The organism is Paenibacillus solani (assembly GCF_001277345.1).
GTDB classification, from domain to species: domain Bacteria; phylum Bacillota; class Bacilli; order Paenibacillales; family Paenibacillaceae; genus Paenibacillus_AQ; species Paenibacillus_AQ solani.
The window spans coordinates 561,765-581,965 of record NZ_LIUT01000003.1; the positions used below are offsets into that span (position 1 = coordinate 561,765).

Annotated in this window: 20 protein-coding genes and 1 riboswitch; of the genes, 7 read left to right on the plus strand and 13 right to left on the minus strand. The window is 46.4% G+C overall.

Going from position 1 to position 20,201, the window contains the following annotated elements; genetic code table 11:
• Positions 1–124: 124 nt before the first annotated feature.
• Both AM231_RS19945 and AM231_RS19950 read right to left on the minus strand, forming a co-directional pair.
• Positions 125–793, minus strand: coding sequence for a potassium channel family protein (locus tag AM231_RS19945; RefSeq protein WP_054404209.1), 669 nt, complete (start codon positions 791–793; stop codon positions 125–127).
• Positions 794–808: 15 nt separating this feature from the next.
• Positions 809–2,149: a TrkH family potassium uptake protein gene (locus AM231_RS19950; protein WP_054404210.1), complete on the minus strand. Its 1,341-nt coding sequence runs from the start codon at positions 2,147–2,149 to the stop codon at positions 809–811.
• Positions 2,150–2,213: 64 nt separating this feature from the next.
• A riboswitch (cyclic di-AMP (ydaO/yuaA leader) is annotated at positions 2,214–2,359 on the minus strand.
• 313 nt (positions 2,360–2,672) lie between these two features.
• Between AM231_RS19950 and AM231_RS19955 the strand changes: the two genes are divergently transcribed.
• A complete protein-coding gene (locus AM231_RS19955) occupies positions 2,673–4,361 on the plus strand; it encodes a CPBP family intramembrane glutamic endopeptidase (RefSeq protein ID WP_054404211.1) in 1,689 nt (562 codons plus the stop codon).
• Here AM231_RS19955 and uvrC read toward each other — a convergent pair.
• Together uvrC and trxA are read right to left on the minus strand one after the other, a co-directional pair.
• Entirely contained in the window at positions 4,333–6,336 is a 2,004-nt protein-coding gene (gene uvrC / locus AM231_RS19960; RefSeq protein WP_054404212.1) for an excinuclease ABC subunit UvrC, read from the minus strand. The genes AM231_RS19955 and uvrC overlap by 29 nt on opposite strands.
• A 104-nt stretch (positions 6,337–6,440) precedes the next feature.
• Positions 6,441–6,758: a thioredoxin gene (gene trxA, locus AM231_RS19965; RefSeq protein ID WP_009592891.1), complete on the minus strand. Its 318-nt coding sequence runs from the start codon at positions 6,756–6,758 to the stop codon at positions 6,441–6,443.
• A gap of 256 nt (positions 6,759–7,014) precedes the next feature.
• Here trxA and AM231_RS28685 point away from each other — a divergent pair, with 256 nt between their 5' ends.
• A complete protein-coding gene (locus AM231_RS28685) occupies positions 7,015–7,170 on the plus strand; it encodes a YqzM family protein (RefSeq protein ID WP_106406104.1) in 156 nt (51 codons plus the stop codon).
• A gap of 132 nt (positions 7,171–7,302) precedes the next feature.
• On the opposite strand, the gene dnaI is transcribed toward AM231_RS28685, so the two are convergent.
• The 3 genes from dnaI to AM231_RS19980 form a co-directional block, all read right to left on the minus strand.
• Positions 7,303–8,256, minus strand: a complete 954-nt coding sequence (dnaI, locus tag AM231_RS19970; protein ID WP_054404213.1) for a primosomal protein DnaI — start codon at positions 8,254–8,256, stop codon at positions 7,303–7,305.
• A 32-nt stretch (positions 8,257–8,288) separates the two neighbouring features.
• Positions 8,289–9,794 (minus strand): replication initiation and membrane attachment family protein, encoded by a 1,506-nt coding sequence (locus tag AM231_RS19975; RefSeq protein ID WP_054404214.1) that lies wholly within the window; start codon positions 9,792–9,794, stop codon positions 8,289–8,291.
• 202 nt (positions 9,795–9,996) lie between these two features.
• Positions 9,997–10,296, minus strand: a complete 300-nt coding sequence (locus AM231_RS19980; RefSeq protein ID WP_015737411.1) for a YuiB family protein — start codon at positions 10,294–10,296, stop codon at positions 9,997–9,999.
• 250 nt (positions 10,297–10,546) lie between these two features.
• Here AM231_RS19980 and hemQ point away from each other — a divergent pair, with 250 nt between their 5' ends.
• Positions 10,547–11,296: a hydrogen peroxide-dependent heme synthase gene (gene hemQ / locus AM231_RS19985; RefSeq protein WP_054404215.1), complete on the plus strand. Its 750-nt coding sequence runs from the start codon at positions 10,547–10,549 to the stop codon at positions 11,294–11,296.
• A gap of 66 nt (positions 11,297–11,362) precedes the next feature.
• On the opposite strand, the gene AM231_RS19990 is transcribed toward hemQ, so the two are convergent.
• Positions 11,363–11,626: a hypothetical protein gene (locus AM231_RS19990; RefSeq protein ID WP_054404216.1), complete on the minus strand. Its 264-nt coding sequence runs from the start codon at positions 11,624–11,626 to the stop codon at positions 11,363–11,365.
• A complete protein-coding gene (locus tag AM231_RS19995) occupies positions 11,627–12,820 on the minus strand; it encodes an NAD(P)/FAD-dependent oxidoreductase (RefSeq protein WP_053491571.1) in 1,194 nt (397 codons plus the stop codon).
• 480 nt (positions 12,821–13,300) lie between these two features.
• Between AM231_RS19995 and AM231_RS20000 the strand changes: the two genes are divergently transcribed.
• A complete protein-coding gene (locus tag AM231_RS20000; protein WP_054404217.1) occupies positions 13,301–14,302 on the plus strand; it encodes an NAD(P)/FAD-dependent oxidoreductase in 1,002 nt (333 codons plus the stop codon).
• Positions 14,303–14,500: 198 nt separating this feature from the next.
• Here AM231_RS20000 and sda read toward each other — a convergent pair whose 3' ends face one another.
• The 3 genes from sda to AM231_RS29695 form a co-directional block, all read right to left on the minus strand.
• The gene (gene sda / locus AM231_RS20005) at positions 14,501–14,644 is read right to left on the minus strand and encodes a sporulation histidine kinase inhibitor Sda (protein ID WP_106406105.1); all 144 of its coding nucleotides are present in this window, start codon (positions 14,642–14,644) and stop codon (positions 14,501–14,503) included.
• A 271-nt stretch (positions 14,645–14,915) separates the two neighbouring features.
• Complete coding sequence (locus AM231_RS20010; protein ID WP_054404218.1) at positions 14,916–15,578, minus strand: YheC/YheD family protein; 663 nt, start codon at positions 15,576–15,578, stop codon at positions 14,916–14,918.
• 211 nt (positions 15,579–15,789) lie between these two features.
• Positions 15,790–16,140: a hypothetical protein gene (locus AM231_RS29695; RefSeq protein ID WP_207383643.1), complete on the minus strand. Its 351-nt coding sequence runs from the start codon at positions 16,138–16,140 to the stop codon at positions 15,790–15,792.
• 181 nt (positions 16,141–16,321) lie between these two features.
• Here AM231_RS29695 and AM231_RS20020 point away from each other — a divergent pair, with 181 nt between their 5' ends.
• Positions 16,322–16,945: a hypothetical protein gene (locus AM231_RS20020; protein WP_131724783.1), complete on the plus strand. Its 624-nt coding sequence runs from the start codon at positions 16,322–16,324 to the stop codon at positions 16,943–16,945.
• Positions 16,946–17,073: 128 nt separating this feature from the next.
• On the opposite strand, the gene AM231_RS20025 is transcribed toward AM231_RS20020, so the two are convergent.
• The gene (locus tag AM231_RS20025) at positions 17,074–17,433 is read right to left on the minus strand and encodes a HesB/IscA family protein (protein ID WP_054404220.1); all 360 of its coding nucleotides are present in this window, start codon (positions 17,431–17,433) and stop codon (positions 17,074–17,076) included.
• 408 nt (positions 17,434–17,841) lie between these two features.
• Here AM231_RS20025 and mqnE point away from each other — a divergent pair, with 408 nt between their 5' ends.
• On the plus strand, positions 17,842–18,948 hold the full coding sequence (gene mqnE / locus AM231_RS20030; RefSeq protein WP_054404221.1) for an aminofutalosine synthase MqnE: 1,107 nt from the start codon (positions 17,842–17,844) through the stop codon (positions 18,946–18,948).
• Positions 18,949–19,100: 152 nt separating this feature from the next.
• Positions 19,101–20,159 carry an NAD(P)/FAD-dependent oxidoreductase gene (locus tag AM231_RS20035; protein ID WP_054404222.1) on the plus strand — a complete coding sequence of 353 codons (1,059 nt, stop codon included), beginning with the start codon at positions 19,101–19,103 and terminating at the stop codon, positions 20,157–20,159.
• The last annotated feature ends 42 nt before the right edge of the window (positions 20,160–20,201 follow it).

Genomic DNA, 20,201 nt, shown 5'->3' on the forward strand with positions numbered 1-20,201 from the left:
ACAAAAGAACGAACCCTAGAAGGAATCTAGTGGTTCGTTCCTCATTTGTTTATGGGAGCCATCCATGTTCATCTCCGACTTCATCTGCCGTAATAAGAAATTGCTTGACCGTTCCTTCTTATCGCTACTCATCCTCGTTAATGACAGCCTCAAATCTATCAATATTATCATTATCACCGATCATGACCATAATATCTCCGGCGTTCAGCACATCCATCGCGGTAGGAGCAACAATGACCCCTGTCTGCTTTTGGATAGCGACGATGGTGCAGCTGTAATTCACGCGCCGGTTGATCTCACCCAGCATCTTGCCGTCAAGACATTGGGGCACACTTAACTCTACGATGCTGTACTCCTTTGACAGCTCGATATAATCAAGCAGATTGGGCGTTACAAGCTGGTGAGCTACCCGGATGCCCATGTCCCGCTCCGGAAAAATAACCCGGTCCACACCCAGTCTCTCCAGCGCCCGACCGTGGAGCACGGATATCGCCTTGGCAACGACCATGCCTACACCCAGCTCTTTCAACAGGATGGCCGACAGGATGCTCATTTGGATATCGTTGCCTATGGCAACGATCCCGCAATCGAAGTTGCGGATGCCAAGCGATTTAAGCACCTCTTCATCTGTAGCATCCGCTACCACCGTATGTGTCAGCAGCTCGCTCATATCTTCGACGACCTCTTCGTTCCGGTCGATACCGAGCACCTCATAGCCCTGTTCCATCAGTTCGAGTCCGAGGCTTGCGCCAAAGCGTCCCAAACCGATGATTGCAAATTGCTTTGGTTTCATGTCTCTCCATGCTCCTTATCCAATAATCATTTTGCCTTCCGGATGACGATACAATTCTTTACCCTTTCTACGCCCAAGTGCATAAGCAAGCGTCAATGGCCCCAATCGCCCTACAAACATGGTAAGGCTGATCATGATCTTGCCAAACACGGTCAAATCAGGCGTTAAGCCCATGGAGAGACCCACTGTTCCAAAAGCGGATGTGGTTTCAAATAAAATCTTCAGAAAATCCCCTTCTTCTGTCGTCGACAGAATCATCGATACCGTAAGAATAAGCAGAAGTGCCAATAATACAATGGTCAGCGCCTTTAACACCCGTTCCTGGGCCAAGCGGTAGCGGAACATAACGATGTCCTCGCGCCCCCGCATCATGGCGATGACCGCTCCGACCATAATGGTAAAGGTGGTTGTCTTGATGCCGCCCCCTGTTGATCCCGGAGATGCTCCGATAAACATTAGGATAACAATGAAAAATTGCGTGGCCTGTCTAAGACCGGTTATATCTATCGTATTCGCGCCTGCAGTTCGCGGCGTTACGGATTGGAACATCGCACCAAAGAATTTCCCGCCCCAGTTCAGAGAACCAAGCGTTCTTGGATTCGTAAATTCAAAAATAAAAATGATGATAAATCCAACCAGCAGCAATGCAGCTGTCGTGGTGAGCACAACTTTGGATTGCAGGGACAATTTCCGCTGCTTCCGGAAATCGATCAGATCAGACAGCACAATAAAACCAATACCGCCGGATACAATCAAAAATATAACTACAATATTGACCACCGGATCATACACATATCCGGTCAAACTCCGATAATCGCCGAACAAATCAAATCCGGCATTGTTAAACATCGAAACAGCATGAAAAATGCCATAATAAATCGCCTGCCCGAGCGGCATGTCAAACGCAAAGCGAATCATGAGTATAACTGCGCTGCAAGCTTCGATAATGAGCGAATACAACAATACCCTGCGAATGAGTCTTACGATGCCTTCCATGGAGGACTGATTCATCGCTTCTTGCAGAATAAGTCGGTCCTTGAGGGATATACGTCTCTTGAATGCCAGTGCAAACAGAGTCGCCATCGTCATAAATCCAAGGCCGCCGATCTGAATCAGCAGCATGATCACAAATTCTCCGAAGTAACTGAATGTCGTCGCTGTATCTACCACAACCAGACCCGTCACACATGTTGCTGATGTCGAGGTGAACAATGCATCTATGAATCCTAGAGACTCCCCCGTTCGCGTTGAAATCGGCAGCATTAACAGCGCAGTCCCAAGCAGGATAATCGCTGCAAAGCCAAGCACGAGAATGCGCGGAGGAGATAATCTGAGCCATTTTAATTTCTCGTTCAATCGGTCACCTTCTTAAAAAAAATCAACGAAAAAAGACACTGGAAAACGCAGTGCCCCTAAGGTCTGGTTCCTGTGCTGCAGCCTACGAGGTTAGCTGACGGGTTCGGGCATATCCACAGGCCGCCCTATTCATGCTCCTTACGAATCATGAAATTCACCCCAATTACATGGTTCCCCCATTTTCAATACGAAATTCGGCTGGCATATTCAGTTCCTTGTACTTTCCGTAAAGCATGATGTGATTATAACGCAATCTGAAACGTAACCCAACGCCCTTTTTCACCCAAAAAATCTTTAAAAGGACGCGAATTGGGCATATACAAGAATACAAGCATAGGGTTCTCTAACGTTTTCGAAATCTTTCATTGATTTTCATCGATTTATTTCAATATTTCTCAAACTGGGATAAGCTGCTTATGACCTTCATAACTATGTTATATTGACTTTATGTGTTAATGTGTTCCTGAAATCAGGCCACTCGAATATCTGTAGAATCTCAACTTTCTTTATGAGGAGGAATTTCATGAATCGTGCAAGAGAGCCCTTGAAGCTGGAACCCAATCTCAAACAGCTTTTTGTGCCTGCCGCAATCGGCCTGATACTGTTCCTGTTATTTCAGGTTTTTCCAACCTTCAGTCCCGAATCTGCCGAGATGGCATCGCCGGATATCATATCCAAGGAACAGGCTCAGCAAGCAGCTTTAAGATTTGCTTCGGAGCAGCTCCAGTTTTCGGCTGTGGACCCGGATGAAGCCTTGGTTACATATCAATCGAAATCCGAGCTTTACGGCTATTTAGCTAAGGTTAAGAAGCTTCAGGAATATAACAAGACTTATGAAGCCAAATATCCCTATGACGTATATCGTGTTCGCTTGAGTGAGCCGGGAGGTGATGCGCTGAACGTGGACGTGCATATGCAAAATTCAGGTATCGTCGGCTTCTCCTATGATTACGCCCGCTCCAGTTATGACCGGATCGAGCTGAACAAAGGAGATGTACAGAAGCAGATGCTTCTTATTGCCGAAGATGGCCTGACACTGGCCGAGAAAGAGGCGCTTGCTGAGCCTTGGCTCCAGCGGGCGGGTTACGACCTGCAGCATCTTGAACGGATTACGAAGGAAGGGGAACCAAGGCTCCAGTATGTGGACCGGGAATCCAAAATCGGCGATTCTGCTCTTGAGCTCCGATTTACCTTCGAAAATGGGAAGCTGCGTTCCTATGAGCCGCTTTTCTCCGTTCCGGCATCCCATTCGGCTTATGTCAACAAGCAGACTAAGAATGCAACGTGGCTGACGCTGGCAGGGTATGGCCTATTCACCCTTATTCTTGGCATTCTTGCGATTGTCTACAGCGTGAAGACCAGAGCCCACACATCGTTTAAGCGCGGCCTGTTTCTGTCGGCGCTGCTGTTCGTCATACAGATGCTGAATACGTATAATCTGATTCCGGTTTTCAAAGCCCAAGGCATGTCCCAAACCGGCTTAATCGGGATGATGATTTTCTATGCGATCTATTCACTCATTTTCTCGGCGCTGCTCTATTTCTCTCTTGTGGGCGGCAACGGACTGTGGAAAAAAGAGGACGGACTCAATCCTTGGCCGCGTGCCAAAGAACCCGGATACGGACATTATGTACTAAACAGTATGAAGCTGGGATATGTATGGGCTTTAATTCTGCTAGGCATCCAATCCATCATCTTTATCGTTTTGAGTCTCACCTTGAATACATGGTCCACCACAGATGCCACGCAATCGCCTTATAATATGCTCTACCCTTGGATGTTCCCGCTAATGGCCTGGCTGGCCGGCATATCCGAGGAGGCCGTCTATCGGCTGTTTGGTATCAAAATGGTGAAGAAAATCGTCCGCAATACCTTTGTGGCGAGCTTGATTACCTCGCTCATCTGGGCGCTGGGGCACACTCTATATCCTATTTACCCGGTCATTTCCAGACCTATTGAGCTGGTCATTATCGGCTTGCTGTTCAGCTACATCTTCCTGAAATACGGTTATTTAGCGGCCATGTTCTCCCATGTCATCTTCAACAGCATCTTGATGGGCATCAGCCTGATCATGCTTAAAGATACAGCTAATATGCTGACAGGGGTCTTCTATATGGTGCTGCCGGCAATTGTCGCATATGTGATCTATCGATTTAATCCAACAAAAAAAGAGAAGCCGTATATTACGACTCCTCCTCACGAAGTGCATTAAGAATATCCGTTGCTAATTTCTCACCGATTGAAAGGGGCTTGAAGTCTTCGACTGAAGCCTCTTTTATTTTTTTGATGGAGCCAAAATGCTTCAGCAGCATTTTGCGGCGTTTCTCCCCAATGCCTGGGATGGAATCCAGCTTGGAGGACACCATCGATTTGCCCCGCTGTTCGCGGTGAAAGGAAATCGCAAAACGGTGAACCTCATCCTGAATACGCTGCAGTAAATAGAACTCCTGGCTGTCCCGGGGCAGATTAACCGGCTCAGGCGGATCTCCAACCATCAGCTGAGCTGTTTTATGCTTGGCATCCTTCACAAGCCCGCACACCGGAATGAATAACCCCAGCTCATTCTCCAATACATCGATGGCTGCGGAGATTTGTCCCTTCCCTCCATCGACTACGATGAGGTCGGGAAGCGGCAAGTTCTCTTTCAACACGCGTTCGTACCGCCGCCGGATCACTTCCCGCATCGTATCATAATCATCCGGTCCAATGACAGAGCGGATCTTATATTTACGATATTCTTTCTTATCCGGTTTTCCGTTCGTGAATACGACCATGGCCGATACTGGATTGGTTCCCTGAATGTTGGAGTTATCGAACGCCTCAATCCGGTTTAATGATTCAAGCCCGATCACTTCACCCAGATTGGCTGCAGCGACCGAGGTCCGTTCTTCATCACGTTCAATTAAACGGAATTTCTCATCCAAAGACACCTTCGCATTATCTATTGCCATGCCTACCATCTGTTTCTTCAAGCCGCGCTGCGGCACAAGCACCTTCACACCGAGCCATTCCTGCAAGGCGGCTGCGCCTCCAGCAGCATCCACGATGCCTGCTGCCTCTGCTTTCTTCTCTTGAGCTTCGACAAGCGCCTCCTGCTCTTCGGATGAGACCGAAGGAGCCTGCTCCTGCGATTCGTTTATAAGCTCTGAGGTGCGCTCACCTTCAACATCGGCAGAGGTTTCCATTGCCTTACCTGAATCAGCTTCCTCCAGAAGCAGCGGGCCCGGCAGCAGGATTTCCTGCGGCAGTGCCGGATTGTCACTGTAATACTGGGCAACAAATGACATAAAGTCGCTGTGCGCATCACCATAGAATGGAAAAACCGACTTGTTACGCTGCACCATTTTTCCCTGACGCATGTACAGAATTTGCACACACATCCAGCCTTTATCCACAGCATAACCGAATACATCCCGGTCCCGGGTATCCGTTGTCGTTATCTTCTGCTTCTCCATTAAGGTATCGATATGAATGATCTGGTCTCGAAGCTCCTTGGCTCGTTCAAAATACAGCTCCTCCGCAGCCTCCTGCATCTTGCGCTGCAGTTCCTTCTTGATCTCTTCATGACCGCCGCTCAAGAAAGAAGTGATCTCTCCCTTAATCTCTTCATATGCATTCTCCGGCACTTTCTTCTCGCATGGTGCCAGGCACTGCCCCATATGATAGTACAGGCAGACTTCTTTGGGCATAACACCGCATTTGCGCAAAGGATACATTCGGTCGAGCAGTTTTTTGGTCTGCTGTGCAGCATAAGCGTTCGGGTAAGGGCCAAAATACTTGGCTTTATCTTTAAGCACCCTTCTGGTCACTTCCAGTCGGGGATGCTCTTCATTCGTTATTTTAAGGTATGGATAGGTTTTATCATCCTTCAGCAGCACATTAAATCTCGGCTGATGGGTTTTGATCAGATTACATTCCAGTATCAGAGCTTCCATGTTGCTGCCTGTTACAATATATTCAAAATCACGGATCTCCGAAACAAGCATCTGGGTTTTTCCATTATGGCTGCCGGTAAAATAAGAGCGAACCCGGTTCTTCAGCACCTTGGCCTTGCCCACATAAATAATCGTACCTTCCCGATTCTTCATCAGGTAACAGCCCGGCTGGTCCGGAAGCAATGCCAGCTTATGGCGGATATTCTCCATGGCCTTCTCCTGCTCCTGAAGCTGGTTAGCAAAGTCATCCATACTCATCCTCCTCTCCAAGGAGATTGTATATTATAGTAACCACACAAAGCGCCTCCGGGTTACACCGAAGGCGCTGTATGAAAGCAGATGATGAAGCGTCCTGCTTATTGATGTTTTGCAATGATGCCCTTCAGGGCTTCTTTGGAGTTCAGACCTACTACTTTATCGACAGGCTGGCCGTCTTTAAAGAAGATCATGGTCGGAATGCTCATCACACCGAAGCGTGCCGCGGATTCAGGATTCTCATCCACGTTTACTTTTGCAATTTTTACATCATCACCGAGTTCCGAAGACAATTCGTCCAGAATCGGAGCAAGCATTTTACAAGGGCCGCACCATGGCGCCCAAAAATCAACTACAACCGTTCCTTGGCCTTCAACTTCATTCACGAAGGTTTGATCGGTAACATTGACGATAGCCATTGTATTCTCCTCCTCACAGGATAAGATCAGGTATAGTGCGATGCATATTTGTCGAATGAGTCGACGAATTTAGTATACCACAACGCACCAGAAAAAGTGAAATATACTCACCTTAAGAAAGAGCTGCATTCAGGTTTTTCACGCAATCTTTACAAATGATTTGACCTTTGGGTATACTACTAGTAACAAGTCGGGGAACTGTCAATTTTTTTCTCTTGTTCATTCGGCATGTTCACCTATGGAGGAGGCAAGCACCATGGATGTAAATGTACGTATTAACGATCCACGGGAGCATATCAATGAAGAGCCGCGCAATGACTTTGGTGATTTGATGATGGGCTTCATTGGGATGTTCGGTTTTATGACCGTCATCTTTTTCGGATTTGTCATCATCAAGTTCTTGGTTGGCTAATTACGGATGACTCCTTGTGCGCACATAAAAAGTCTGATCCTATAGCGTTCCTTACGCTAACAGGATCAGACTTTTTAACGTTTTACTCCCTAAGGAGGCCCCTCCCCACGGAGGAGCTGCGCTGTTATGGTATTAAAACTTCCCTCTCTGATTCTCTCCGAATAAATGAACGACATCCACAAAAGGCGCAATCCGGTTCATCAATCGCTGGCCTTTGTGCATCTCCTCGCCATCCTTGCTCGTAAAGCTAAGATGCTGTTCAAGTCCATCAAGCGGATAGTTCGACGTATAGAAGGTCGGGAGTCGGTTCATTCGGAAATTCAGAATGGAACCAAGGACATGGTCCCGAACCCAAGGATTCAAATTCTCAGCTCCGATGTCGTCAAAAATGAGCAAATCGCAATGCTTCATCGTCTCGACCATATCCTTGAGCTTCTGACCGTCCTGCATCATCGTTTTCAAATCTTCCACGAAATCCGGCATATATACGATCACACCTGAGTGACCCGCTTTTGCAAGCTCATGCATCAAATAACCCATCAGATAGGTTTTTCCGGTACCGAACGAGCCTGTTAGATACAAGCCCCGCGGGGACAAGCCGTTCTCCTTCGTATCCTTAATATACTTGAAGACCTGGTGCACCGCTGGCGCCCGCAATCGGTCTTTTGCCATAATCTCCATGTTGTCATAACCTTCGTTCAAGGCATGTTCATCAACATAGAAGCTGCGGATCCGCTTCTTGATTTTATCTTCATTCGTTTTTGCAACCTGTAGGGAACAAGGCGTCTTCCGCTCATAAATCTCCACCGTCCCATTCATCCGCTGGATATCGAGCTTGCTGAAATGTCCCTGGAAGTCATTCGGACAATGCTCCAGCCCAGGACATTCCCGACAGTGGGCCTGGTCTCCGGCATATTGATACAATTTACTTAGATTCAGTCGTATGACTCGGTCATCGATCTCCGGATATTCACTCCGCAAAGCTTGTATCAACGGATTCCGCAGTAAATCCTCCGTGATCCGCTCGGTTCTTTGCCGGAGGGCGGGACTTTTCATACTTTGCAGCAATTCGCCAAGGGACTCCATTTCCAATTCCCTCCTCTCATAAACATCTGTAGTTATCCGCCTTTATGATTACCAGCCTGCATTTCTGCTGCAAATCGCATCATGGCTTCGAATTCTTCATCCGATACGGCCTCACCCTGGTCAGTCTCCAGAGCCACTGGAATTTCCGGTTTCACCTTACCGCCTGCAGCGTATGTACGCGTACGCTGTGTGCCTGCCTTCTGCTTGCCTTTCATCTTGGCTTGATCCCTTATATATTGAACGGCTTTCTCATAACTGTTTATCTGTTTCAGAAGCATATTGGAAGCAATGGCCTCCACGAAATTGCGGTTGATTCGCTGCTCGCCACCTGCGGCCATTAAGGACATCAGATAATGAATGAGCACATTAATGACTTCACCCGGCAGCTTATAGCTCAGATCAATTTTTTCGAAAATATCAAGAAATTGAGCTGGAACTGAACCCGGGAAAAATGTCTGCAGGAGCCGGGTATAAGGTTCGTTGCGAAGCATCATATTATATTGGTGAATATCACATTTGGATTGAAATTGAGCCGGAACCTCTACATAATATTCCATCTGAACCGCATGCTCCTGGACAGGCTCATCCGGATCAGCCATCAATTCCTGATGCAGAGCCACCACTTTGCCAGCCGTAATCTGCCGCTGCTCCTGCATCTTCATGCCCTGCCGGAAATGAAGACTGGCCTTATGCTGCAGATCATCCAGCACGACCTCGCCGTGCTCGGTAAAGATCCCGTCTTCATCAAGCAGACGACATAAATCCTGTATGCTCAGATCGTATTTTCGCACAACGTAATTGACGATGCCCATCTGTTCGTGATCATAGCGCAGTCGCTCAACAAAGACCCGATTGCGAGATTCACGCGGAAAGCGAAGAATAATGTCCGCATAGTTCAATCCCTCGCCTTGGTGACTCGACGGCACGATGGGCTTGCGTGAGACTGCCACCTCTTCCAGTGCTTGCTCGAGTTCATAGTCGATAACATGCGTATTCAACTCAAAAATATCATAGAAGGGAACTGAAATGTTCTCCTTGTTCAAAGAAATACCAGACCATTCAAGGGGTTCCTTGCTCCACAGCTCTTCCCGCAGTGACAGAACTGCGAATTTCCCCACCATGTCGCGAAGCAGCAGCGTCAGATGCTGTGTATTAAAGAATTCTGCAGGGCTTAGCGGTGCCTGCAGTTCATATTCGTAAACATGGTCGTCCGTTTCTGGAACGAACATCCGGCTGGTCTGCAATAACCCGACCGCCTCCAGCTTGGAGGTCTGCTCGATGAGATAGCGGCGTCCTTTTTCACTTGGCTCTAGGCCCAGTGTCAAGAACAGTCGCCGCTGCTGCTCGATTGCTGAATACCCCACCTTCTCCATCGGCACATGCGATACGAGAAGACGGTACAGACTGACCGCAAATGCACCAACCATCGGTTGATAAATCGAACCAAGCATTTTGTCATCCAGGCCGCTTAAACAGAAGTCACGGTATACGCAGTAACGGTGATTCTCTGTAAAATGCAAAAAATTGGTCATGCGCATCGTTTATGCTCCCCCTGTCGCCCAAAAATAGACTTCCTCTATTCTATCACAAAACTGAAGTTTCGAAGTCGGTTCTTTTGCATTGAAATTCTGGAATTCATACTTCAATTCAATGAAAATGACTGGACCATAAATAATAAATGACGGCCCTCAATAATTGGAGAGCCGTCATTACTACTACATTCAATTTACAACAAATCGATTAAAACATTCTAAAGCCCTTAATCCGCAATGTCTTAATGGTCCATCCGCTCATATAAGCACCAATCAGACCTGCTACCCCCGTTAAGTAATCCACCAGTTGGAACGATCCAACATGGGTCCAGAACGACATCTGGCCCCGATCCCACAAGCTGTATACAACGACCGGCAAAATAACAATCACGAACAGAAAGCATGGAAACCAGGTCGTCTTCATCAACATATTTAGGATAAAACCGATACCGAACATCATGACAAAAAACAAAATCATCAGCACGAGCACAGGAATAAATTGAAGCATGATCGCTGTTTTCACCTCTTCTTTATCACCTACGCATAGCAGCTATCCTACTTAATTTCAGCAAGAAACAGCACACCAAGCTTTAGCTAATTGCTAGTTTACTAAAAAAAATGTCACAGATCAATGAACAATCATGAATACATTGTGTCAGCGTTTGCCCTTACGCCCGCGCTTACAGTACAATGTAGTGAGTTAACGCAAGCGGTCATCCGCTTCCATGATAACGAACATAACGTTTAGGAGTGATCACATGAACGAAGCTGCTATGACGCTTGAGGGCTGGTATGCGCTGCATGATTTCCGCACCATCAATTGGCCGGCCTGGAAAGCTGCAGATGAAGAAGTACGTGCTTTTGCGCTGGACGAGCTGAATGCGTTCCTCGAGGAATGGGATGCCCTTGAAGCTGCTCTGAAAGGCAGTACCGCTGTATATACCATCGTCGGTCAGAAAGCCGATTTTGTATTCATGCTTTTGCGCGAGACGCTGGAAGAGTTGAACGCGATCGAGAATGCCTTTAACAAAACAACGTTCGCCCAGTTCACCACCAAGGCTTATTCTTATGTAAGCATTGTCGAGCTGAGCAACTACCTGGCCGGCTCCTCCGATGAGGATCCGATGCAGAATCCGCATGTCATTGCCCGTCTGAAGCCGGCTCTGCCTAAATCGAAGCATATCTGTTTCTACCCGATGAACAAGAAACGGGACTTATCGGATAACTGGTACATGCTGAGCATGGACGAACGCAAAACTATGATGAGAAGTCATGGTATGATCGGCCGGGGCTATGCCGGCAAAGTGAAGCAGATCATCACCGGTTCCGTTGGATTCGACGATTGGGAATGGGGCGTAACCCTTTTCAGTGACGATGCGCTTCAGTTCAAGAAGCTCGTGTACGAAATGAGATTTGATGAGGTAAGTGCGCGTTTCGGCGAGTTTGGTCCGTTCTATGTCGGAAATCTGCTTGATCAGGCTTCATTTACAGATTTAATGAAGGTATAATTCCTTCTGCACATAAACAGCATGTACGCAAAAAGGGATGCTCTCAACACGAGAGCATCCCTTCTTCTATTCCTCACCGTCGTCCTCATCTTGCTCTTGCTTGCGCAAGTTTTCAAGATATTCAGCCGTCGCCCGGTCCCGGGCACGACCTTTATCCTTGAGCCGCTCAATGGCAGGAAGAATAAGAAGGTCAACTTCCTGTTGAATGGTGTATGCAAGATCATACCGCTCTTGCGACTCCAGATAGGAGCCGACTTCCATCAGAGCATTGTAACGATCCAGCTCGTCTCTCGTGAGCAGCCCCCGTACTTGAACGCTGCAATGTCTCATTTATAGAAACCTGCCTTTTTTCAGGACAAGCGGAATGCCTCCAATGATGAATAGGTAACGCAGATCCACCAGTTTCTTCAGCTGGGCCGCTTTCCATCCCTGATATTTCTTATCTCCGACCACTGCAATCCCTTCACCCCGACCAAGGGATGCGACGGTTCCTTTGTTATGGAACTCAAACTTGCGCATCGACTTATCCCGAATCGCTGCAACGATATTTTGTGCACAGCATACGCCCTGCTGCATCGCCATCTGGGCAGTAGGCGGGTAAGGCCGACCTTCCTCATTAAAAATCAAGGAATTATCACCGATAATATAGATATTCTCATAACCTGGGGCACGTAAATACTCATCTACCTTCACGCGGCCTCTCATCGTTTCGAAGCCTGCTGCTTCGATTAGGCGATTCCCGCGGATACCGCCCGTCCATACTACGGTCGCGGCTCGAATCTCTTCCCCATTGCTCAGAATAACGCCGCCCGGTAGACATTCCTTGATGGCAATGCCCATTTTGAAGGTAACGCCCTTCTTCTCAAGCACATTCATCGCGTACTCTACCAGTTCCGGTGCAAAGCCCGGAAGAGCAGCGGGAGCAGCTTCTACATTATAGATATTAACCAAGGCCGGATCTACGTCATATTCCTTACACAGCCTTGGGATGCGATCTGCCAGCTCGGCTACAAATTCGATACCGCTAAAGCCGGCTCCGCCCACCACAAAGTTAATTCGTTCTTGTGGTCTGCGCTCATTCTTATATAATGCAAATTGATATCCGATATGCTCCCGAATCAATCGAACCGAGTTGATGCTTCGAATGGTCATCGCATGCTCAGCGAGTCCTGGAATACCAAAGGTCTCCGGCTCTCCACCAAGTCCAATGACGAGATAGTCATACGACAACGTTCCATCTTCAAGAATGACCTTCTTATCGTGAAGCCGGATTTCCTGAACCGAGGATTTCACCAGGTCGATCTTGAACTCATCGATCAGTTTGGATATGGATACCCGAGTGTTCTCAATGCTGTCTGTTCCTGCTGCCGGCATATGCAAATGCGTTGTAATATAATGATAGTCATGGCGATTCACCAATGTAACATCGGCCTCATTATAATTCAGCTCTTTTTGCAGCCGCTGCGCTGTCAATATGCCCCCGTAACCCGCGCCAAGGATTACGATCTTCGGTATGCTGCTCATTCTACTGCTCCTTCCAACTTACTTCTTTTATATATACAGTATGGTGTAGATGTTAACATTCTGTGAAATGACATCCAAAAAAAGAGAAGAGCCCTAATCAGAGCCCGTTCCAGCATTTGTTCTGATGGTTACTAATAAATCAATAAAAGCCTAAATACCGCGGTATCCTTATAGAAGCACATGCTCACCAATAGATATAGCAAGCCCGCAATAAACGCAAGTTATCACGTTAATCATATGCATAATTCTTGCAAATATCAAGAATTTTTTTGCCATTTTATGTGCAAATTCTTCCAGTTATATCGCCTATTATCGAAAGTAAGCGCAACCAATTCATTGTTACGCGTTTTAACTCAATTCTCGTCTTTTCATGCTGGTTCGGGAAGCTTATAATAAGTAAGAATTCCTGAATCAGCTTATTCCGGACAAGTACGTCTGTCTGATTCGAATATAAACTCATTTTATGGAGGTGCTTACCGCATGACAACGATGCCACAAGACAACAATATGACGGATCTTTTGATTATCGGTGGCGGACCTGCCGGTATGTTTGCTGCTTTTTACGGCGGAATGCGCCAAGCTTCGGTAAAACTTATCGAGAGCATGCCTCAGCTTGGAGGCCAATTGGCTGCGCTGTATCCCGAGAAATATATTTATGACGTTGCGGGTTTCCCAAAAGTAACCGCTCAAGAGCTGGTGAACAATCTTTCCGCACAGATGGATTTGTTTAACACGGATATTCGTCTTGAAGAAAAAGTCCAATCTGTGGAAAAGCTTGATGAACGCCATTTCGTTGTAAAAACGAATCTGGGCGAACACCATGCCAAAGCCGTGATTATTACAGCTGGCGTAGGAGCATTCCAACCTCGTCGCTTGGAGATTGAAGGATGCGAGAAATACGAGAAGAACAACCTTCATTATTTCGTCAACGATCTCAGCCGCTTCAAAGGCAAAAAGGTATTGATCAGCGGAGGCGGTGACTCTGCAGTAGACTGGGCGCTTATGATCGAACCGATCGCGGAACAGGTAACCCTGGTTCACCGTCGTGATAAATTCCGTGCCCATGAGCATAGTGTTGAGCAGTTAATGGCATCGAAAGTGGATATCATCACCCCAACCGAAATTTCCGAATTGCATGGTGAAGGTTCCATTACCAAGGTGACGCTTTCGCATATCAAAACCAAAGAAACACAAGAGCTCGAAGTGGACGATGTCATCGTCAATTTTGGATTTGTCTCTTCTCTCGGCCCGATTTCCGAATGGGGAATTGCCATTGAGAATAACTCCATCGTCGTAGATTCCCGCATGGAAACAAGCATTCCTGGTATTTTTGCCGCCGGCGACATCACAACCTATCCGGGTAAGGTTAAACTGATTGCTGTCGGATTCGGTGAAGCACCTACAGCTGTAAATAACGCCAAGGTATACTTCGACCCGGATGCCCGCTTAGCTCCTGGTCACAGCAGTAACATGAAGCTGTAATAGCTATAGCTTTTATCTTCATCTGAATACGTATTACTATAGAAAAAAAGGTATCTTCGTTCTAGAGAGGCCAGGCGCCGCTCAGAGATCGAAGATACCTTTTCTATTTCTACCCGTCATATGTAGAACTTGGTTGAAGCTCCCACATTATATACGTGCATGTCGTAAATTTATCTATTCTATATACGAAAAATCGAGTTAATGCAGGATGCTACTGGAATCGGTGTCCAAGTTCCGTTTATGAATTTCAGCCAACAGTAGAGTGATGAACTCTCGCTCCAGCTTCAATTCAACAGCCATATGATAGGAATCGAGAAGCATTTCATCCGTTAACATAGCCATCCTCTCACACCCCTTCCTCAAATTTCCTAAATCTATCATATCAGACATCAGAAAACGGAACAACTGTTCGCTTATCCACAGCCTCTTGTGGAAATCCTGTGTATAATTTGTTGGTAAGTGTAAAAAACTAGGTCATATCAAAGTGGATTATGGGGATAAATGTTATACACAGGATATGTGGAAATCTACTATAAAAAAAATTGATCAATTATTATATCGGAATTTCTCGCTTATTTTTTTATTACCCTATTAAAAATTCATATAAACTAAATTAACTTGGTCTTGTATTAACTTCTAAAATCCATATTTTACCTTCCGTATCTACTCCATAATCAAAACCGAGCTCCCCGATCCCTGGAAAGCGGGATTCGAGTAACGAGATACATTGCCTTGTGAGATGACGCATTTCGTTTCGTTTTTCTACGGCATTAATATGGGGCAACGATAATCGCAGCGCATGACGGCAACGAAGCAGTACTCCCCCTTTGCAGACATTCGTTACGAAAAGCCCAGGACTCGCAAGCCGCCCAAGCATGGCTCGAAAACCCCATTTTCCCCGTTCCTTAACTACCTTCACCCGGTAATCCAGCGGACGTCCTTGAATTCTGGCCAAATGAATACCCTGCTGTATCAAATATCGCCGTCTCAGTCTCAGTCTGTTTAGTACATATAACAGGGAATGCAATGTATTTACATGGACCGAACGCCTTTTGTGAGTTATCAAATATCCCGTTTCGTTTTTTTGTATTCGGATGACCCCATTGCCACCAGTGCCCACAATCGGCTTGATCACAACCATTCCATATTCGGTGAGCATGGAGTCCAGATTATCCCCTCCATATGGCTTGGTAGCTGGAATGTAGGGAGCAACTTCCGGGTCGGTAAGCAACGTTTCCGTTTTCAGCCACTTGCTGGCCAATTGTCTTCCCGCCATGCTGCTTTCCCCTCCTTTTATTCATGACATACGTTATCCTATTCCTGTATCCGCTATTTGTCTTGGATGATTGTCCTGAACGTATGCCTAATAATTGGCATTATCGTGTCAGCATAAGGGCTTCCCTTTCCAAATGCTGTGATCTATCGTATAGTTAGGACAGAGATTTGTCTGTAATACATCCATCACCCAGGATAATTTAAAGGAGGCTTTATCCCCTTTGGCAGACCTGTTTGAAGTTTTGTACTGGATTGCTACTGTCGCCATGTCGGTTGCCTTTGCAGCCATAACCATCTTGATCTTTGTCATGGGCTTCAAGTTCATCAAAGACAAGCGCCGTGGCCTCGGCGTGGGCTGTATCGTCTTCTCGCTTGTTGCAGGCGGAATGATTGTCGTTATGCTCAACGATACCTTCTTCTTTCCCGTCTAATCGGATAAGAAGAGCACAAAATGCAGCTTCCTTCGTTACTGCGAGGGAAGCTGCATTTTTTCGTTCTAAATGAGGACTAAACAGCGGTAATTTAACGCGGAAATAACGCGCTACCTGCTGAAATGATTTCATTTTATTGTATTGAAGCCGTAAAAACCATTCATTATTTTTGTTGTTATATCAACAAGATGATATCAACGGTATAAATGCTTTCTAAATAAAGGAAATGAGGATATACCATGAGGAACATCATTATAATGTCGAGTCTTTTATTAGGAGTTATCGCTTTATCAGCATGTTCAGGGGAAAAAAATTGATTGAAGCAAGTGATATTATTTCAACTCCCGACAGCGGCTATCGAGTAGAAAATTTTGAAAAGTTGATAGCCGGCTCGGATCTTGTTGTTATCGGAACGGTAGATAAAGTACATCCAGCGACTAATAGAAATATAAGCTCGGATAAGTCTGATCCATTTTATGCTGTCTACACTGACCTTGATATTAAAGCGGAACAAATAATTTTCGGAGAGATTAATCAAGGCACTCAAGACATGTTTAAGATGAAACAATTAGGTGGATTATACGATGGAAAAGAATACCCGACCTACGAACCTATCTTAGAAGAAGGGAAAACATATTTATTTTTCTTGGCTACTTTCGATAAACTCGGCATACCAGAGGAGCCTTATACATTGGTAGGCACTGATGAAATCGTGGTACCTGTGGAAGATGGGATCGTAAAATTCCATCCATCTCTAACTCTCACGGATCCCCTATCAACAAAACAAATCAAAGATGAAACATCCACGAATCATGAAGTTGTTCTAAAGATCGATGATGTCATTGCCGAGGTTGTCAGAATAGATAATTACCTTCCGGAACCAATTTATAATATAGATAATTATCTTCCGGATATGCCCGATCCAGATAACAAATAGGCCTCTATAGGAGTGATAGCACAAGGCTATCACTCCTATAGAGGCCGTAATTCAGGACGCACATCCTGTGTAGTGCTCCCATTTCGAATCCGTTCAGATCAACGGATTACAACCGCGTGGCTACCTGATTAACAAGGCTCTTCGTTCGGTTTACCCGCATCCTTTGCGGTGCGGAAGGAAGAACCGCAGCCGCAAGTAACGGTAGCGTTCGGATTGTGGATCGTAAATCCGCCTGTCATGCCGGATTCCTCGAAGTCGATCTCAAGACCGTTCAGGTATTTCAAATCGTCCTTTTCAACAACGACTTTCATATCCTTCAGGTCCATATATACATCAGCCTCAGATTCTTGATCGTCAAAGCCCATGGCATATGAAAAACCACTGCAACCGCCGGCAGCGACACCCAATCGAAGGAACATATTGGGCGTTTCCTGTTCAGCAAGCATTTCTTTCAGACGTTCTGCAGCTGTATCGCTGATTGTTATCATAGGTCACCCTCCTTTTTGTTCATTCTTTAAGTATACTCCTGTTCACGTGTTCGCTCAAGGTGGTTATGACGGCCACTTGCCATGAGAGGAATAACCTATTTTCAATTCCTCTATATGTATTGCTACCCCGAAGGGTCAGGTTTATAATAGGGAAGGAACATGGGCGGCAACTGTTGGATTATTGTCACATCCCCCGGCTAAAAATCGGAAAAAGGTTATGGCTAGTCTACAGTTGTATTTTTTTTCACAAACCTATTTTGAATAATGATTTTATGCTCGCCCATTCATTACTAACGTTGTTAAACCACTACTACCAAACGGACCGTTCCCTAATGGGAGTGATTCACTTTATGATCACTTATGCTGCTCCATTGTCAGGCAGCTCAAGTGTGAACAGGAGGATGGAATATGTCCACAATTGTGACACCTTATACCGACCAGAGAATGGCTGAAATCGTTGCGAAAGTCCAAGGCGGCGAACGACTGAATCTCGAAGACGGTGTGTATTTGTATCAAACAGACGATCTGCTTACCCTTGGGCAGCTGGCGAATGAAGCCAATCTGCGCAAGAACGGAAAAAAAGTTTATTTTATCGAAAATATGAGTCTCTATTTTACCAACGTATGTGAATCCCGCTGCGCATTCTGCAATTTCCGTAAAGACCAAGGCGAGGAAGGCTCCTATACCCTGTCCGGCGCTGAGATGATTGAGTATGTAGAACAGCATATTCATCCGGGCATTCGTGAATTCCATATCGTTGGCGGACATAATAACCATGTGCCATTCCAGTACTACGTTGATTCCCTCAAGGCACTGAAAGAGCGTTTCCCTGAAGTAACCCTTAAAGCTTATACGGCTGCCGAGATTGAATTTTTCACCCGCATTAGCGGACTCAGCACTAAGGAAGTGCTGCAAGAGCTTCAAAAAGCAGGATTGCAATCTTTAACAGGCGGCGGTGCCGAGATCTTGTCTGATCAATATCGTCAAAAAATGAAGGTAGACAAGGCCAATGTGGATCAGTACCTGGACGTACACCGCACTGCACATAAGCTTGGAATGAAAACACACACAACCATGCTGTACGGATCGATCGAGAGCCATGAAGACCGCATTCGCCATATGCTTCAAATCCGTGATCTGCAGGATGAGACAGGCGGATTCATGGTATTTATTCCTCTCTCCATGCAGCCGAAGAACAAGAACGCAGGCATCATGCGTCGTAACTCCGCTTACGAAGATCTCAAAACCATTGCGATCAGTCGTTTGATGCTTGATAATATCGACCATATCAAAGCATACTTCATTAATATCGGTGCGCAATTAACTCAGGTTGCCCTCAGCTTTGGTGCTTCCGATGTTCATGGTACGATCCTGAAAGAACGCATCAGCCATGCGGCTGGCGCCTTAACTCCGGAAGGTCTGACACGCAAAGAGCTTGTATGGCTCATCCAGGGTGCTGGCCGAATTCCGGTTGAACGCGATACGTTCTATAACGAAGTTAAGGTTTACGAATAAGCCCTACCGCAGAGATGAATCAATTGCAGCGTTCCAAGAAACGGAAAATAGGTTAAAGAGATAATATAGCGTGGGTACCCTAAGCCGCTTTTAGCGGCGTTTTTCTTGCGATTGACGCCCACCTTCTTATTTCTTGAGAAAGGGAGAAATCTATGAAAAAGCTCGTCATTCTCGGCGGAGGCTATGGTGGTCTTGCCCTAATTCAAGAATTATTCAGCAGCTATCTTCCTCCGGACGTGGAGGTCGTGCTCATCGACCGCATGCCATATCAAGGACTTAAAACCGAATATTATGCACTGGCAGCAGGCACCGTGGCCGATACCGCCGTTCGTGTGAAATTTCCTGTGTATGACCGTCTCCAGATTGTTTATGGCGAAGTTAAATCCATTGATCTGGACAAAAAGCTGATTAATCTGGACAACAATGATCCCGTAGAATACGACCAGCTTGCTATTGCTCTCGGATGTACAGATCGCTATCATGGGGTACCCGGCGCTGAAGAATTTACGTTCAGCCTGCAATCTTTCTCCGCATCCCGGGAAACCTATTTGAACCTGAACAACCTGAGGCCGTATGCGTCAGTTCATATCATTGGCGGAGGCTTAAGCGGTATCGAGCTTGCTGCCGATCTCCGTGAAAGTCGGCCCGATCTGAATATCGCCATTTTGGACCGGGGACAACGGGTACTTTCCTCTTTTCCCAACCGATTGTCTGCATATATTCATCGCTGGTTTGAGGAGCATCATGTTGATATCCACAGCGGCGTTTCCGTTTCACGTGTTGAGAAAAACGCTGTGTATAACATGGATGTTCCCATTGCAACAGACTTGGCCGTGTGGACAGCCGGGATCCAGCCTGTACAAGTCGTACAGGATCTCGATCTGCCAAAAGACCGCAGCGGACGCATTCTGCTGAACGAGTGGTATCAAGTACCCTCCCATCCGGAGGTGTATGTGATCGGAGACTGTGCCAGCCTCCCATTCGTTCCAAGTGCACAAGCTGCTGGTGCTCAAGCCGAGCAAGTAGGACATGTCATGAAAGCCTTATGGCGTGAGGATACGCCCCGAGTATCTCCGCTTAAGCTGAAGGGGACGCTAGGTTCCCTTGGCAAACATGCGGGCTTTGGCCTCATGGGCAGCACATCAGTGATGGGCCGGGTGCCAAGAATATTGAAGAGCGGCGTGCTCTGGAAATCCAAGCGTCATTACTAGTCTAAAGGCCTGGGTTATGTGCTTATAAATCCTTCTATAGAA

Bases quoted from the DNA above. Each gene is read 5' to 3' on its own strand.
- AM231_RS20025 (WP_054404220.1), bottom strand. From the start codon at position 17,433: ATGATAACAATCAGCGATACAGCTGCAGAACGTCTGAAAGAAATGCTT.
- dnaI (WP_054404213.1), bottom strand. From the start codon at position 8,256: ATGGAGTCCCTTGGCGAATTGCTGCAAAGTATGAAAAGTCCCGCCCTC.
- sda (WP_106406105.1), bottom strand. From the start codon at position 14,644: ATGGCTATGTTAACGGATGAAATGCTTCTCGATTCCTATCATATGGCT.
- AM231_RS19975 (WP_054404214.1), bottom strand. From the start codon at position 9,794: ATGCGCATGACCAATTTTTTGCATTTTACAGAGAATCACCGTTACTGC.
- AM231_RS19945 (WP_054404209.1), bottom strand. From the start codon at position 793: ATGAAACCAAAGCAATTTGCAATCATCGGTTTGGGACGCTTTGGCGCA.
- AM231_RS19980 (WP_015737411.1), bottom strand. From the start codon at position 10,296: ATGCTTCAATTTATTCCTGTGCTCGTGCTGATGATTTTGTTTTTTGTC.
- mqnE (WP_054404221.1), top strand. From the start codon at position 17,842: ATGTCCACAATTGTGACACCTTATACCGACCAGAGAATGGCTGAAATC.
- uvrC (WP_054404212.1), bottom strand. From the start codon at position 6,336: ATGGATGACTTTGCTAACCAGCTTCAGGAGCAGGAGAAGGCCATGGAG.
- AM231_RS19990 (WP_054404216.1), bottom strand. From the start codon at position 11,626: ATGAGACATTGCAGCGTTCAAGTACGGGGGCTGCTCACGAGAGACGAG.
- AM231_RS19955 (WP_054404211.1), top strand. From the start codon at position 2,673: ATGAATCGTGCAAGAGAGCCCTTGAAGCTGGAACCCAATCTCAAACAG.
- hemQ (WP_054404215.1), top strand. From the start codon at position 10,547: ATGAACGAAGCTGCTATGACGCTTGAGGGCTGGTATGCGCTGCATGAT.
- AM231_RS20010 (WP_054404218.1), bottom strand. From the start codon at position 15,578: ATGGCGGGAAGACAATTGGCCAGCAAGTGGCTGAAAACGGAAACGTTG.
- AM231_RS28685 (WP_106406104.1), top strand. From the start codon at position 7,015: ATGGATGTAAATGTACGTATTAACGATCCACGGGAGCATATCAATGAA.
- AM231_RS20000 (WP_054404217.1), top strand. From the start codon at position 13,301: ATGACAACGATGCCACAAGACAACAATATGACGGATCTTTTGATTATC.
- AM231_RS20035 (WP_054404222.1), top strand. From the start codon at position 19,101: ATGAAAAAGCTCGTCATTCTCGGCGGAGGCTATGGTGGTCTTGCCCTA.
- AM231_RS29695 (WP_207383643.1), bottom strand. From the start codon at position 16,140: ATGAAATCATTTCAGCAGGTAGCGCGTTATTTCCGCGTTAAATTACCG.
- AM231_RS19995 (WP_053491571.1), bottom strand. From the start codon at position 12,820: ATGAGCAGCATACCGAAGATCGTAATCCTTGGCGCGGGTTACGGGGGC.
- trxA (WP_009592891.1), bottom strand. From the start codon at position 6,758: ATGGCTATCGTCAATGTTACCGATCAAACCTTCGTGAATGAAGTTGAA.